The following is a 14,057-nucleotide window of genomic DNA, read 5'->3' as shown; positions in this document are numbered from 1 at the left end:
GAAAGAATGGAGCACGGGAGAACCCGTGCTCCTGCAACAAGATCGGAACGGATCAGTTGCCTACGTTTTCCTTGGTGAGGAAAGCATTGCCGGTGTCGATATAGCCTGGAACCGGCGCGCCGGTTGCCTGTGCCCATAGCGTCATCACCGACCAGTAACCCTGAAGTTCAGGCTGCGATGCGGACGAGCTGTCAGCGACGCCATTGCGGATCATGTCGAGCATTTCCGGCAGGTTGTCGAGGCCGACCAGCGTGACTTTGCCCTGCTTGCCAGCTTCAACGATGGCCTGACCGATGCCGATCGGGCCAGCGGCATCCGAAGCAACCCAGCCCTTCAGGTTTGGATTGGCCTGCATAATGGCGGCCGCCTGCTGCTGCGCGATTTCGATGCTGTCATTGTCGATGCCTTCAGCAACGACCTTGATACCCGGATGTTCCTTGAACACTTCACGGTGACATTCCGCACGGATCGAATGGTTCGGTGCAGTTGGCACGCCCATCATGATTGCAACTTCGCCTTCACCACCCAGCACTTCAACCAGACGACGCGCAGCAATCTTGGCCTGCTCGCAGAAATCTGAACCGATATGGGTAATGCTCATGCCTTCCGGCGGCACGGAGTCGAACAGCACCAGCGGCACTTTCTGGCTCTGCGCTTCTTCAAGCGATGCACGGTTGCCCGATGGATCAAGCAAATCGAGTGCGAGGCCGTCAGGACGGGTGGCCAGCGCGCTGTCGATAATCTGGTTCTGTTGAACAACGTCTGCGCTCTGTGGTGCGGAGTAGACGATTTCAACATTGGCGCCGGTCTGCGCCTTGAGTGCAGCAGCGGCCTGCTGTGCACCTTCATTCACCTTGTCAAACCAAGGATGAACGACCTTTGGAACGATGACAAAACGATAACTGTCCTTTTTGACAGTGCCGGGCGCGTCCTGCGCCATAACCGAGACGGGCAGCGAAAAGGCAGCAACGGCTGCCAGCAAAGCAAGCTTTTTCATAAAGTCCTCCCTTGGAAATCAGACGAAACTTCCTCCCGCCTGACTGCTTGAAAGATCACTCGGGAAGGCTCCTCTGCCTTCATCCCTGTAGCGAACTCGACTCCTGAATACAGATGTATAATTGAAAATACAAGAGTAAAATTACCCGCCGCCGAAAACCACGTGATATGACGGCGCACTCATAAGATGAGTAAATTGTTCATATATAATTGCATTTAATTGAGCACATCCTTATAATGCGGCCATACAAATCCGGTGCCCGCCTTGAACCAGTCAGAGAAATCTAATCTGCCCGCGGCTTTTCCGCTGCGCGATATGGCAGAGATTGATGTTGCCATTACTGATTATTATGACGAGCTGTGTCGCGCAGTCCGTCGACGCGGGCACGTATCCTCAAATGCCAACGACATTGTCCATGATCTTTATGTGAGGCTGAAAGATCGCCGGACCGACCTTGAAGGCAAGTCATCTCTCCACGCATTTTTAACGCGTGCGGCTATTAATCTGGGCCTTGACCGGTTTCGCCGCGAGCGTTTTGAAGCCAAGCTCTTTTCCGGCACGCAAGAAGAAGCCGCGTATATCGCCAGCAAAGACGCCAATCCTGACATCGCCCTTGACATGCCGCGACGGCTCAACTGCCTGCGTCATGCGATTATGGAACTTCCTCTTCGCCAGCGCCGCGTTTTCATTGCCCATCGCATTGGCAATCTGCCGTCAGATGAAATTGCCAGCCGCTTTGGAATCACGCGCAATATGGTGGACCGCCACCTTCGCAAGGCGCTGATTCACTGCCTCTGTCGGCTTGATGAACTGGATCAGGGATGATGCGCTCATCCACGTCAAAACCAGACAAGGCACAACGCCTGATTCAAGAGCAGGCCGTCGATTGGCTGATGCAGCTTCAGGCATCGCCGAAGGATATGGCGCTGGCGGAGGCATGCGCACGCTGGCGCGCAAGCGATAGCCGGCATGAGCTGGCCTTCAAAAAAGCCTCACGTGTTTTCAGCGATACGCGTTTACTGCTGTTGCAGGATATCGATTTCGCCAAAACAGCTGCCAGAAGACCGCGTTTTCCGGTGCGCGCGACAGTGGCGTCAATGCTGGTTTTTGTTGCTTTCGCAGCAGCTTTCATCGCTTTTGATGGCCCCATGCGCCTGCGCGCAGACGCGATGTCTGCAAGCAGCGAAATGCCCGTGATAAAACTCGCCGATGGATCGACCGTTCAGCTCAATTCAAGTTCGGCCATCTCTTTTGACATCACAAACAAAGGCCGTCACGTTCATCTCCTGCGCGGGGAAGCCTATTTCATCGTTGCCAAGGACACGCAGCGCCCTTTCACGGTGAGCGCTGCCAAGGGCAATATTACAGCTCTTGGCACTGAATTCGATGTGAAGCTGAAAGAGCGCGGTGCAGACGTGGTCGTCACGGAGCACGCCGTTGAGGTCAAGAGCAGCGCTTCAGGCCCAGCACCCACCCCGCGTGACACCTTGCGTCTCGAACAAGGCCACAGCGTTTTTTACGACAGTGCAACAGGCATCGGACAGGTCACGGCGATTGATCCTGAATTCGCAGCCTCATGGCGCAATGGGCGGCTCATTTTTGAAGACCAGCCGCTTTCGCACGTGGTCGAAGATATTGCACGACATCTTCCCGGCCGGATCATGATTGCAAGCAATGATCTTGCGCAACGCCGCATTACTGGCACTTTCGATCTGTCTTCACCGTCCACCGCGCTTGATGATTTTATCAAGGTGTTTGATCTGAAAGCCACGCATATCGGGGCGCTGCTGACAGTCCTGCATAATTAATTTTCAATTGAATGTCCCATAAGCCGGTTTTCATTCGTCCAGTCCATGAAAGGCAATGCGCGCAACATGCGCGGATGCTTCAACACCGAAATTTTCAACGCCTTGAACGTTGAGACTGGACACGACATGAAAAGCCCCTCCTCACGCATTCTTACCGCCTATATGCGGCCTCTTTTTGCTTCGCTGCTTTTAAGCGGCACTGTTTTAAGCCCATTTTTTGCAGCACCAGCTATGGCCCAAGCGGCAACCCAACCCGTCACCGTGAATGTTGCGGCAGGGTCGCTTGCAACAGGCCTCAACCGCCTTGCTGTTCAGACAGGCTTGCAAATTGCATTTGATGCATCTGTGACAACGGGACTGAATACACCGGGTGTGCACGGAACGATGACGCTCGCTGAAGCGCTTTCAACGATACTCCGCAATACCGGCATTCGATACCGGTTTACCAGCGAAAAAACCGTTCGGCTGGAGCGCCCGGCGGAAGCAAACAATGCGCCAGTGCCGACCGATGACGGCTCGCTGCAACTTGATACAATCAGCATTTCGCATATCACCGGCGTGAATTTTGCCGAACTTGATCCGCGAGTATCGCAAATCACATCGGAACAGCTCGAACAGGCTCAAGCCTCGACAATTCCGGAACTCGTCAAAAGAACACCCGGCGTCTCCATGCTGGGCGGCGTGCGCACCGAAGGCCAGTCGATTGCCATCCGCGGCTTTTCACGCCAGACAGATGTTCGCATTTTGCTCGATGGCGCCCCTAAGAACTTCGAGAAATACGATCAGGGTACAATTTTTGTCGAACCCGAACTTCTCAAACGCATCGAAATAGAAAAAGGGGCAACGACCGTTCGTTACGGCAATGGTGGCTTTGGCGGCACCATAAAGCTGGAAAGCAAGGATGCAGCCGACATGCTGCGCGATGGCGAAAGCTGGGGCATTTGGGGCAAGACTGCCTATCAGACGGCGAACAAGCAATTTCTGGAAACCGGAGCCATCTATGGCCGCTCCAATCTCGGCACTGCAATTGATTTCGACGGCATAGCCAGCCTGACCTGGCGCAAGGGTGACAATATGCGGATCGGCGGCGGAGACATCTACAATTACTCCAATTCTGAGCTGACGTCTTTCTCCGGCAAGCTGAGTGGCGAATATGGTGGTCACGCAGTTAAAGCTTCCGTCCTTTATGGTGAAAGTGCCAACTGGGGACCGCTTGCCGCCATTCGCGGGCAGTTTGAGCCAAGCAACAATGCGCTGGTGCCGGGTACGCCCGCATATAAAGCCGCCATTCAAAGGCTTCTCGCCTGGCGCGAACTGAAGGATTTCACATCGGTTGTCGAACACACCTATGACGGCGACAGCGATTTGGTGAACACGCGCATGATGGCAAGCTATTCCTCAACCGATATGCATGCCGAACGCTTTCCGGGCGTGAATGGCACTGGATCACTGGGAGGCACCGAAAACGATGCAAAATATTCGGATTTTCACCTCGAAGCAGAGAACACCTCCAATTTCGAACTGGCCAGCATTGAACACAGTCTGAATTACGGTGTGCAATATAATCATCACGTCCGTGATGTGACGATGTTCGATAAAGCCAATGCGAAGCAAGCACAGTATAATTACGGTTATTATGCGCCATGGATCATGCCCGCTGGCAAGCAGGACATGACATCCTTCTTCATCCGCGACCGCATGACAGTCACCGATAAGCTCATCATCACGCCCGGTGTTCGCTACGATTATGTACGCTCCGAGGGCGTTCCAAACGCCGCCCCTCGTTATAACAATCCCGCCGCTGGTCACGATTATTCGGCAACATCACATCACGGTTTCACGCCCGCTCTGAGCGCCTCCTATCAGCTCACCCCCGCAACGCGGCTTTTTGCCGACTGGGCCTATGCAATGCGTGCACCAAACATCGATGAAATCTACTCGACCCAGAGCATACAGACGAAAGCGTCAGGAACCAGCCGCAACCTCAAGGTAGAGCGCAACAATACCATCAATATCGGTGCGGACACTGCGCTCAACAACCTGTTTACCGATGGCGATATGCTGATGGTGCGCGGTTCGTTCTTTAACAATCATGTTTCCAACCCGGTCGGACGACGCGTCGGCAGCGCGAACAATGCCAATCTCAGCTACGGTGAAGCGCCATTTTACTGGAATATGCCGTCCTACTATACGCGCGGCATCGAGCTCGAAGCCCATTACGAAAACAACTTCATGTTCGCCGATGCCAGCCTCACTTACATGATCGGCAGACGTGAGGGCACACTCAACAATGTGCGCGGACCGGACAGCTATATCAACGACATCATGCCAACGACTGCGGTGGCGACGCTGGGCTACAAACTTCCCGATAACGACATCAACTTCGGCTGGACTGGGACCTTCGTCGACAAGCAGGACAGAACCTCGCATGTCAAAGGTGATTTAAGCTATAATCGCCCCAAAGCACCGGGCTATTCCGTGCATGACCTGTTCTTCAACTGGACCCCGACGCAGGGGCTGATGAAGGACTCTGAATTGCGTCTTGCGCTGGAAAACGTGTTCGACAAGAACTATGAGCCTTATCTCAGCGATGGCATTTCTGCCATGCCGGGACGTAACTTGAAAGTCTCATTCAGCCGCAAGTTTTAAAGTATTTCCAGCAAAAGTGCGAAGCAGTTTTTCGCGGGATAATGGGTGCAACAAACAGCGAAAGCATTTTCAGCGATCCACCCAAAACAGAAAATGCTATAAGCTTGCTCCGCTCTGATCCAGACTATCCGGCTGTTCGAATTTGCGCGCAAATTTGACCAGCCGGTGCCGTGGAAGACCAACAACGCGATTGTTTAATTGGACGATGTTTTTGCACCTTTCCTCTGTAAGTCTGCAAGATCAACAACAATCGCAGCAGCTTCATTCTGCAGCACATCCTTAATGTCCTTGCGCGCCTTTTCCAAAGCGATGTCATCGCTCAGGCTTCGCTCGTTTGACTGCAAGCCATCATCATTTTGACCCGGTGTACGCGCGCGCGCTGCCTGCGCCTTCATTTCGGCCCGACGTTCATCTTCATTGAGAGAAATCGTCGTTTTTTCGCGATTGAGCTTCAACGCAGAAACATCATCTGCAAAGCGCTGGAACTCGACATCCTCTTTAACGCGTGCATCGTGCTTTTCCTGCAGCAAGGGAAGGAAAGCCTTCGCCTCGCCAAAAGACTTGTGTTTCGCAGCCTTTATCTGGGTCCACGGCAAGGCATTGTCAAAGCTTGCTTCACCAACAGTTTTGAGATCGTAAAGACCCGGCAAACTTATATCGGGCGATACGCCGCGCAATTGGGTCGTGCCACCGTTCACTCTGAAAAACTGGGCAACCGTAAATTTCAACTCACCAAATTTTGGTTGCGGATTTTGTGCCACCTCGTCCAGATTGACCACCGTCTGCACAGTGCCCTTCCCGAAGCTCGGCTCACCGATAATCACACCCCGATCATAGTCCTGTATCGCAGCCGCAAAGATTTCAGACGCGGAGGCAGAACCACGATTAATCAGCACACCAAGCGGACCTTCCCACGCAGGCTTAGAGAGATCATCGCGTTCGACCTTGATTTCACCCTTTGCGTTGCGCTGCTGAACAACTGGGCCTTTTCCAACGAACAAACCAGTGAGATCAATCGCTTCACTCAATGATCCGCCGCCATTGTTACGCAGATCAATCAGAATGCCATCCACTTTTTCCTGCTTAAGCTCGCCAAGAAGCTTTGCAACGTCGCGGCTGGCACTTCTGTAGTCCTTTTCACCTTTTCGCCGCGCTTCAATATCTTCATAGAAGGCGGGAAGTGTAATGACACCAATTTTACGTGTTGCGGTGCCATCTTCTACAGACAAGACTTTCTTCTGAGCCGCCTGCTTTTCAAGGCTGATCTTATCGCGAATAAGACTGATAATCCTATGTTTACCGTCGGCTCCGGCTTCTGCAGGCAATATCTCAAGACGCACGATAGAGCCTTTGTCGCCGCGTATCAGTTTGACGACCTCATCAAGTCGCATCCCGACAACTTCCTTGATAGGCCCATCCTCGCCCTGGCCGACACCAACAATCCGATCACCAACCGCAAGCTTACCCGACAATTGCGCCGGACCACCCGCAGTCAACTCGCGAATGGTTGTAAAGTCGTCCCGATCCTGCAACACCGCGCCGATACCCACGAGGGAAAGCTTCATCGAAATATCGAATTCGGCAGCAGCATTGGCACCAAAGTAATCTGTGTGCGGATCGACAGAGGTTGTATAAGCAGCCATAAAGAGTTGGAATACGTCGTCAGCTTTGGATTGTGACGCCCGTGAAAGTAAGTTTTCGTAGCGTTTGGTCAGCGTATCGCGAATAGCACTATCATCTTTGCCGGCAAGTTTAAGACGCAGCCAGTCATTCTTGACGCGCTTTCGCCAAAGATCATTGCGTTCCGCTTCCGTTTTGGGCCAAGATTCTTTCTTGCGATCGACCAGATAGCTCTCTTCTGCACTGAAATCGAACTTCTCATTGAGCAACTGCTCCGCATAAGACATGCGATCAGCAATGCGCTGGCTATAAATGTTAAAAATAGCAAACGGAATACTCAGATCCTGCCCCTCGATTGCATCATCAATCTGCGTGCTGCGCGTTTTGAAACTATCAATGTCGGATTGCAAAAAGATCAGCTTTTCAGGGTCGAGCATCTCGATAAAGCGATCCATGATTTTGGCTGACAATGCATCGTCTAATGGCACGGGCTTATAATGAAAACGCTGAAGAAATTCAGATGTCAGTTGAGCAGCCTGTGCCTGCTGTGGCAGCGGCTTTAGAACAGGCAGCGCACCAGCTTCTAGAGCGTTGGCAGGAGAAGCAATTGCGAGGATGAGGCAAAGAAAAGCAAATTTGATACGGAGCACGTCTATCCCGCTTTCGATTGGTGAGCATATGGCCGATGGACTATTTGAAATAATTACGGCTTTTTGGCAATCACCTATCCCAGCTTTGTGAGCACAGGTGGTTCAACACAGGCCAGAAAAGCGCGAAACGAATTACCAATAATCATGATTTAAAGATATAAACATTTCTTTATGTGATGTTGACATGCGGCAACGCTTCCGCCAGACTGGCCATTGTTATGGTTCTTTCGTCAGATTTCAGACGGAAGCTAAGAGGGAAACCGGTGCGTTACAAACAATACCGGTGCTGCCCCCGCAACTGTAAGCGGTGAGCCTTGATCCATCATGCCACTGGAATAAAAATTCCGGGAAGGCGGATCAGAGTGCATCCCGAAAACGTGAAACAGTTTTCGGGTGAAGATGCGCGCTAAGGTGCTGACCCGCGAGCCAGGAGACCTGCCATGACAAATAACGTCAACGGGCGGGGTCTCCCGGAGTGTCGCATATCTGGTCGCTTTTTGGCGGCCTTCTGTGCACATCTGCAAGCCCACGCCCCTTTCTATGTCGGGGTATATAGCTATGTCACAAACAACAATCGCCACAGCAACACTTGCTACCGCCACGCTGGGCGTGCCGCGCATTGGCCGTCATCGTGAGCTGAAATTCGCACTCGAAGCCTTCTGGTCCGGTAAGACGTCCGAGGTGGAACTGCTCGCAATCGCAAGCGCCCTGCGCGCCGCCAACTGGACAGAACAACGCGACCGCGGCATCACGAAAATCCCATCCAATGATTTCTCGCTTTACGATCATGTGCTCGATACTGCCGTGATGGTGGGGGCGATCCCTGCGCGCTATGGCTGGTCGGGCGGCGATATATCACTTCGAACCTATTTCGCCATGGCGCGTGGGAGCGAAGGCAAAACGCACAGTGATTGCAGCTGCAACCATCAGGGTGACGGCGTAACCGCGCTGGAAATGACCAAATGGTTCGACACCAATTATCATTACATGGTGCCAGAACTTGCCGACGATCAGAACTTCGCGCTTTCCTCACGCAAACCGGTCGAGCATTTTCTTGAGGCTAAAGCGCTGGGTATCCACACGCGCCCGGTCATTCTTGGGCCAGTCACGTTCCTGAAACTGGCAAAATCCACCGCTGCGGGTTTCAACCCGATAGCGCTGCTGCCGAAACTGCTGCCTGTTTATGAAGCGCTCTTGCAGGAACTGGCAAAGGCCGGAGCCGACTGGGTGCAGATTGACGAACCAGCGCTGGTTCTCGACCTCATCCCCAATGAACGTGCTGCCTTTGAACTGGCCTATCAGCGCTTGAGCACCGCAAGCCCGGTCAAAATCCTGCTTGCCAGCTATTTCGGAGACCTTGGCAGCAATCTCGAAACAGCGCTTGCCCTGCCGGTTGCGGGCCTGCACGTCGATCTTTTGCGTGGGGCAGACCAGCTTGCGGACGTTGTGAACAAAGCACGCAAAGATCAGGTGCTTTCGCTCGGCGTCATCGACGGGCGCAATATCTGGCGCGCCGATCTCAGCGCAATAATCGACCGTATACAGCCTGTGATCGACAAGCGCGGGCTGGAAACAATCGAAATCGCACCGTCCTGCTCGCTCTTGCATGTGCCGATTGATCTGGAGCTTGAAACAACCCTTGATGAAGAGCTGAAAAGCTGGCTTGCATTCGCAGCGCAGAAGATCGACGAGCTTTCCATCATCGGACGCGCCCTGGCATCCGGCAAAAGCACTGTTCTTTCTGAACTCAAGGCCGCCAGCGACGCGCTCGGCAGCAGAGCCCGATCACCCCGCGTGCATAATGCAGCCGTTAAACAGCGGATTGCGAATATCACCGAGGCGCAGAAAAGCCGCCAGAGTGCTTTTGCAAAACGTCAGAAATTGCAAAATGCAAAGCTTGGTCTTCCCACTTTTCCGACCACAACCATCGGTTCTTTTCCGCAAACGCCGGAAGTGCGCAAAGCGCGCGCAGCACATAACAAAGGCGAGATCACCAGCGCCCAATATGAAGGTTTTATTCAGCGTGAGACGGAAGCCGCAATCCGCTGGCAGGAAGAAATCGGCCTTGATGTGCTGGTGCATGGCGAGTTTGAACGCAACGATATGGTGCAATATTTCGGCGAGCAGCTTTCGGGCTTCGCCTTCACCAAGCACGGATGGGTGCAAAGCTATGGCTCGCGCTATGTCCGCCCGCCCATCATTTTCGGCGATGTTTCGCGTCCTGAACCGATGACGGTGGCATGGTGGAAATATGCACAATCGCTGACCGACAAGCCGATCAAGGGTATGTTGACGGGCCCGGTCACGATCCTCAACTGGTCATTTGTCCGCGACGACATTCCACGCTCGGCAAGCTGCCGCCAGATTGCGCTCGCCATTCGTGACGAGGTGCATGATCTTGAAGTTGCAGGCGCCACTATGATCCAGATTGATGAGGCCGCATTGCGTGAAGGTCTGCCTTTGCGCCGTGCCGACTGGGCGCATTATCTTGACTGGGCCGTCGAATGTTTTCGCCTCTGCTCGACCGGCGTTGCCGATGAAACGCAGATCCACACCCACATGTGCTATTCTGAATTCAACGACATCATCGCGGCAATTGCCAATATGGATGCCGATGTGATTTCCATTGAAACGTCGCGCTCACGCATGGAATTGCTCGAAGCCTTCAAGACCTTCAAATATCCAAACGAAATCGGGCCGGGCGTCTATGATATTCATTCGCCGCGCGTTCCGAATGTCGGTGAGATGGCTGATCTGTTGCAACTCGCCCGCAAGCAGCTTTCCGATGGCCAGCTATGGGTCAATCCCGATTGCGGCCTGAAAACCCGCAAATGGGATGAGGTGCGCCCTGCCCTCGTCAATATGGTGGCGGCAGCGAAAGCGCTTCGTGCTAAACGAGCTTAGTGATGCAAGCCTGCGCCGGAAGTCCGGCGTAGGCTACCCTCCGTTCACGAGTGCCAGAATAAGCTGTTCAACATTGCCGCCGGATCCCATTTCAATGCGGTCGAAATCACGGCCCTGCTGACGCTGAACGGCGACCAGCGCATTGATACGGTTAATCAGTTCGCGGCGCATTTTCTGGCATTTCGGATCGTTCGGGATGGACAGTCCCACCGTTGTGCGGACGATCTCGCGCGTCATATCCTTGGCGGTCTCGCCATGGACAAGCTCGTGCTTGTAAATGCCGTCATAAAAGCGTTCCCAGTTTTCTTTCACTGGCGAGGAAAGCTTCTGTGATGGCTTGGGCAGCGTATAGGTGATCTTGAGTTTTGGCTTTGCTGATACAATCCGACAGCCATTGTTGGAATTGTCGAACTTGCGATCCCAGGTCAAGACAAAGGTCGTGTGCGCAATCACGCGGGATTTTCCGGCCTGTGGGCCACGCTCGCCAATGGATTCATAAAGCTGCGGACCAGTGTGGCCGGAAATCGCATAAGGTTTTATAATTTCAACGGCTTTCCAGTCATCGTCTGCATAAGCCTGACCCGACAACACAACACCGGCAACAATTCCCAACACAGCTATGCGCACAACAACTCCAGGGCCAATCAGCGAAATCACTGCGTGAAAACTACAATATCATGAGTGTAAGCAGAAGCCCTTTTGCTCAGCTTTACGGATTGACTATATCTTCATGGTTTCGTAGTTATGAAGATATGAATAGAACTCACCCAATCGACCCCGGTGTCAAAACCCATCTCGCGGCCGACAAGGCAAGTGAATTTCTCAAAGCAATTGCCAACAATCACCGGCTTATGATTCTGTGTCGGCTGTACGGAGGAGAAAAGTCGGTGGGACAGCTTGCAGAGCTGATCGGCCTACGCGACTCGACCGTTTCACAGCATCTGGCTTTGTTGCGACGTGAGGGCATTATCGCCGGGCGACGTGACGGGCAGACGATATGGTATCGCGTTGAAAGCGATATAGCGCGGCAGGTGATGGCAGTGCTTTGCACAAATTTTCAGGTTCCGGCTGAATAGCCACGACCTGACCAGGCACCACGAAACGCGCATCCCGAAAGGGTGAAACATGACCGACCAGACCATCGCCAAACGCAATATTTTCGTGCTGACCGCAGCACAGGCACTGGGTGCTTCAAGTCCACCCATCATCATTTCGCTGGGCGGTCTGGTTGGCCAGCAGCTTTCTTCCGATCCGGCACTCGTCACGCTGCCGGTGAGCCTGTTTAATCTTGGTCTCGCATTGGGCACATTGCCAGCGGCTTTCGTGATGCGGACCGTTGGACGCCGCAACGGCTATCTGTTGGGCGCGTGCTTCGGCATGGCAGCAGGCCTGATTGCAGCCCTTGGCATTTTTTCAACGTCCTTCCTGATCTTCTGTCTTGGCACGTTCACTGCTGGCTTTTATGCTGCATATGTTCAAAGCTATCGCTTTGCGGCTACCGATGCCGCAACAGGCACGCTCAAAGCGCGCGCCATTTCCTATGTGATGATCGGCGGCCTGATCGCCGCGATTATTGGCCCACAGCTTGTCATCTGGACACGTGACGCATTGCCGTCAACGCCATATGTGGGAAGCTTCCTGAGCCAGGCCGTTCTTGCGCTTCTCGCAATTCCGGTGCTCATGCTGTTTCGTTCGCCGAAAACTACCAAATCCAACAAGGCCGCTGATAGCGGACGACCGCTCATAGAAATTCTTTTGAACCCGCGTTACATGCTGGCTTTGACCGCTGGCGTCGTCTCCTACGGATTGATGACGTTCGTTATGACTGCCGCCCCCATCGCCATGGTTGGCCACGGCCATTCGGTTGATCACGCGGCGCTGGGTATTCAGTGGCATGTGCTGGCAATGTTTGGGCCAAGTTTCTTTACAGGCCTGCTGATCACGCGGTTCGGCAAGGAGCGCGTTACCGCTTTGGGCCTGCTGATTATTGGCTTATCGGCAATCGTTGCTCTCTCGGGCCTTGATCTCAGCCATTTCTGGATTTCGCTGATCCTGCTGGGCATTGGCTGGAATTTCGGTTTCATCGGCGCAACCGCGATGGTCGCCGATTGCCACACGCCGGAAGAACGCGGCAAAGCGCAAGGCGCAAACGACTTCTTCGTCTTCGGCACGGTTGCCTGTGCGTCCTTCTTTGCCGGATCGCTCTTGCATTCATCAGGCTGGCAAACCATCAACTGGATGATATTCCCGGCGGTCGCTCTCATTCTTGTGCCGCTCTTATGGCAATCGGCACGAAAGCAGAAAGCCAATATCCCAGCATAGAAAAAAGGCCGCAGATCAATCTGCGGCCTTTTCTTCATCAGAACATGATCTTACTGTTCGATCGTGCGGTTCCAGCGGCTGTTAAGCTGCTGACGGCCTTCGTTGACGGCATCCCAGTCAAGCGTATTGGCGGTTTTCATGTAGCCGTTGAAAGCATCAAGCTTGGCCTGTGCTTCTGGCGTACCGGCCTTTGCTTTCAGGTTCGACGGAATGACGTTGCCATGGTCGAGTGCCTTGCTCTGCGCATCTGCGGAAAGCAGGTAATGTGCAAGCTTCTGGCTCAGCTCCGGTTCATTATTACCAGCGAGAACACATTCAGTCACAGCGAGAATGACAGAACCTTCCTTTGGCTGTGCATATTCAACCGGAATGCCCTTGTCTTTCAGGTTGTTGACGCCGGTTGGGGTCAGCGGGAAAATTGCTGCTTCGCCAGTCTGAACCATTTCCGAAATTTTGGCCGATGACGGGATGAATTCCAGAACATTCTTGCCGATGGTGTCCGGGAATTTTTCAAAACCTGGCTCCAGGTTCTTTTCATCACCACCCTGAATGCGGTTGAACATCAAAAATGCATGCAGGCCGAAAGTCGAAGCGGAAGCTGACTGGAACACGACTGCGTTCTTGTACTTTTCATCCGCGAAATCCATCCACGAGGTAGGAGCTGCCCAACCCTTTTCGTCGAAAAGCTTCTTGTTGTAGGCAATACCGGTCATGCCCATATCAACGCCGATGGCCATATCGTCTTTCAGACGCGCGGCTGGCTGAATGTCGGTAAGAACTGCATCGTCGGTGATCTTCTGGCAAAGACCGCCATTGATCGCGCGCACCATCACGCCATCATCGAGCAGCATGACATGCATCTGTGGATTGTCTTTCTGCGCGGTTGCTTTGGCCAGAATATCAGCCGAAGTGCCCGGAACGACAACGACCTTCACGTTGTTGGCCTTTTCGAACTCCGGCAGAACGTGCTCGGTGTAAGCCTTCTCCATGTTGCCGCCATTCATGCCGATATAGAGCGTCTTGGTCTCAGCGGATGCAGCTGATACAAACGCGACTGACAGGCCGAGCGCCATTGCCGTCATTGCGGTAATATGTTGATTTTTCATG

Annotated in this window: 11 protein-coding genes and 1 riboswitch; of the genes, 6 read left to right on the top strand and 5 right to left on the bottom strand. The window is 53.4% G+C overall.

The annotated features are described in order from the left end of the window. Window positions 1–52 precede the first annotated feature (52 nt). Window positions 53–997 carry a substrate-binding domain-containing protein gene (locus OPR82_RS11960; protein WP_265985023.1) on the bottom strand — a complete coding sequence of 315 codons (945 nt, stop codon included), beginning with the start codon at window positions 995–997 and terminating at the stop codon, window positions 53–55. Between the two features lie 255 nt (window positions 998–1,252). Between OPR82_RS11960 and OPR82_RS11955 the strand changes: the two genes are divergently transcribed. Next, a complete protein-coding gene (locus OPR82_RS11955) occupies window positions 1,253–1,822 on the top strand; it encodes an RNA polymerase sigma factor (RefSeq protein ID WP_265985022.1) in 570 nt (189 codons plus the stop codon). Continuing rightward, window positions 1,819–2,805: a FecR family protein gene (locus OPR82_RS11950; protein WP_265985021.1), complete on the top strand. Its 987-nt coding sequence runs from the start codon at window positions 1,819–1,821 to the stop codon at window positions 2,803–2,805. The genes OPR82_RS11955 and OPR82_RS11950 overlap by 4 nt, the downstream gene beginning before the upstream one ends. Here the strand turns inward: OPR82_RS11950 and OPR82_RS11945 are convergent. Beyond that, complete coding sequence (locus OPR82_RS11945; protein ID WP_265985019.1) at window positions 2,802–2,933, bottom strand: hypothetical protein; 132 nt, start codon at window positions 2,931–2,933, stop codon at window positions 2,802–2,804. The genes OPR82_RS11950 and OPR82_RS11945 overlap by 4 nt on opposite strands. On the opposite strand from OPR82_RS11945, the gene OPR82_RS11940 reads away from it, so the two are divergent. Then, complete coding sequence (locus OPR82_RS11940) at window positions 2,932–5,454, top strand: TonB-dependent receptor (RefSeq protein ID WP_265985017.1); 2,523 nt, start codon at window positions 2,932–2,934, stop codon at window positions 5,452–5,454. The two genes, OPR82_RS11945 and OPR82_RS11940, sit on opposite strands and share 2 nt — an antisense overlap. A 194-nt stretch (window positions 5,455–5,648) precedes the next feature. Here the strand turns inward: OPR82_RS11940 and OPR82_RS11935 are convergent, their stop codons facing one another. Beyond that, window positions 5,649–7,724: a carboxy terminal-processing peptidase gene (locus tag OPR82_RS11935; RefSeq protein ID WP_265985015.1), complete on the bottom strand. Its 2,076-nt coding sequence runs from the start codon at window positions 7,722–7,724 to the stop codon at window positions 5,649–5,651. A gap of 202 nt (window positions 7,725–7,926) precedes the next feature. Then, window positions 7,927–8,181: riboswitch (cobalamin riboswitch) on the top strand. 101 nt (window positions 8,182–8,282) lie between these two features. Here OPR82_RS11935 and metE point away from each other — a divergent pair. Continuing rightward, window positions 8,283–10,628, top strand: a complete 2,346-nt coding sequence (metE, locus tag OPR82_RS11930) for a 5-methyltetrahydropteroyltriglutamate--homocysteine S-methyltransferase (protein ID WP_265985014.1) — start codon at window positions 8,283–8,285, stop codon at window positions 10,626–10,628. Window positions 10,629–10,661: 33 nt separating this feature from the next. On the opposite strand, the gene OPR82_RS11925 is transcribed toward metE, so the two are convergent. After that, the gene (locus OPR82_RS11925) at window positions 10,662–11,249 is read right to left on the bottom strand and encodes a DUF922 domain-containing Zn-dependent protease (RefSeq protein ID WP_265985208.1); all 588 of its coding nucleotides are present in this window, start codon (window positions 11,247–11,249) and stop codon (window positions 10,662–10,664) included. 131 nt (window positions 11,250–11,380) lie between these two features. Here OPR82_RS11925 and OPR82_RS11920 point away from each other — a divergent pair, with 131 nt between their 5' ends. After that, on the top strand, window positions 11,381–11,704 hold the full coding sequence (locus OPR82_RS11920) for an ArsR/SmtB family transcription factor (protein WP_265985012.1): 324 nt from the start codon (window positions 11,381–11,383) through the stop codon (window positions 11,702–11,704). Between the two features lie 49 nt (window positions 11,705–11,753). Then, the gene (locus OPR82_RS11915; RefSeq protein ID WP_265985011.1) at window positions 11,754–12,950 is read left to right on the top strand and encodes an MFS transporter; all 1,197 of its coding nucleotides are present in this window, start codon (window positions 11,754–11,756) and stop codon (window positions 12,948–12,950) included. A 50-nt stretch (window positions 12,951–13,000) separates the two neighbouring features. On the opposite strand, the gene OPR82_RS11910 is transcribed toward OPR82_RS11915, so the two are convergent. Continuing rightward, a complete protein-coding gene (locus OPR82_RS11910; RefSeq protein WP_265985010.1) occupies window positions 13,001–14,056 on the bottom strand; it encodes an ABC transporter substrate-binding protein in 1,056 nt (351 codons plus the stop codon). Window position 14,057: the final 1 nt, after the last annotated feature.

The organism is Ochrobactrum chromiisoli (assembly GCF_026241335.1).
GTDB classification, from domain to species: domain Bacteria; phylum Pseudomonadota; class Alphaproteobacteria; order Rhizobiales; family Rhizobiaceae; genus Brucella; species Brucella chromiisoli.
Note: the sequence above shows the minus strand (reverse complement) of the source record. Positions and strands in the feature narration are given on the sequence as shown.

Excerpts from the sequence above, each read along its gene's own strand:
- OPR82_RS11960 (WP_265985023.1), bottom strand. The coding sequence starts at position 997 with ATGAAAAAGCTTGCTTTGCTGGCAGCCGTTGCTGCCTTTTCGCTGCCC.
- OPR82_RS11950 (WP_265985021.1), top strand. The coding sequence starts at position 1,819 with ATGATGCGCTCATCCACGTCAAAACCAGACAAGGCACAACGCCTGATT.
- OPR82_RS11940 (WP_265985017.1), top strand. The coding sequence starts at position 2,932 with ATGAAAAGCCCCTCCTCACGCATTCTTACCGCCTATATGCGGCCTCTT.
- OPR82_RS11945 (WP_265985019.1), bottom strand. The coding sequence starts at position 2,933 with ATGTCGTGTCCAGTCTCAACGTTCAAGGCGTTGAAAATTTCGGTGTTG.
- metE (WP_265985014.1), top strand. The coding sequence starts at position 8,283 with ATGTCACAAACAACAATCGCCACAGCAACACTTGCTACCGCCACGCTG.
- OPR82_RS11920 (WP_265985012.1), top strand. The coding sequence starts at position 11,381 with ATGAATAGAACTCACCCAATCGACCCCGGTGTCAAAACCCATCTCGCG.
- OPR82_RS11915 (WP_265985011.1), top strand. The coding sequence starts at position 11,754 with ATGACCGACCAGACCATCGCCAAACGCAATATTTTCGTGCTGACCGCA.
- OPR82_RS11910 (WP_265985010.1), bottom strand. The coding sequence starts at position 14,056 with ATGAAAAATCAACATATTACCGCAATGACGGCAATGGCGCTCGGCCTG.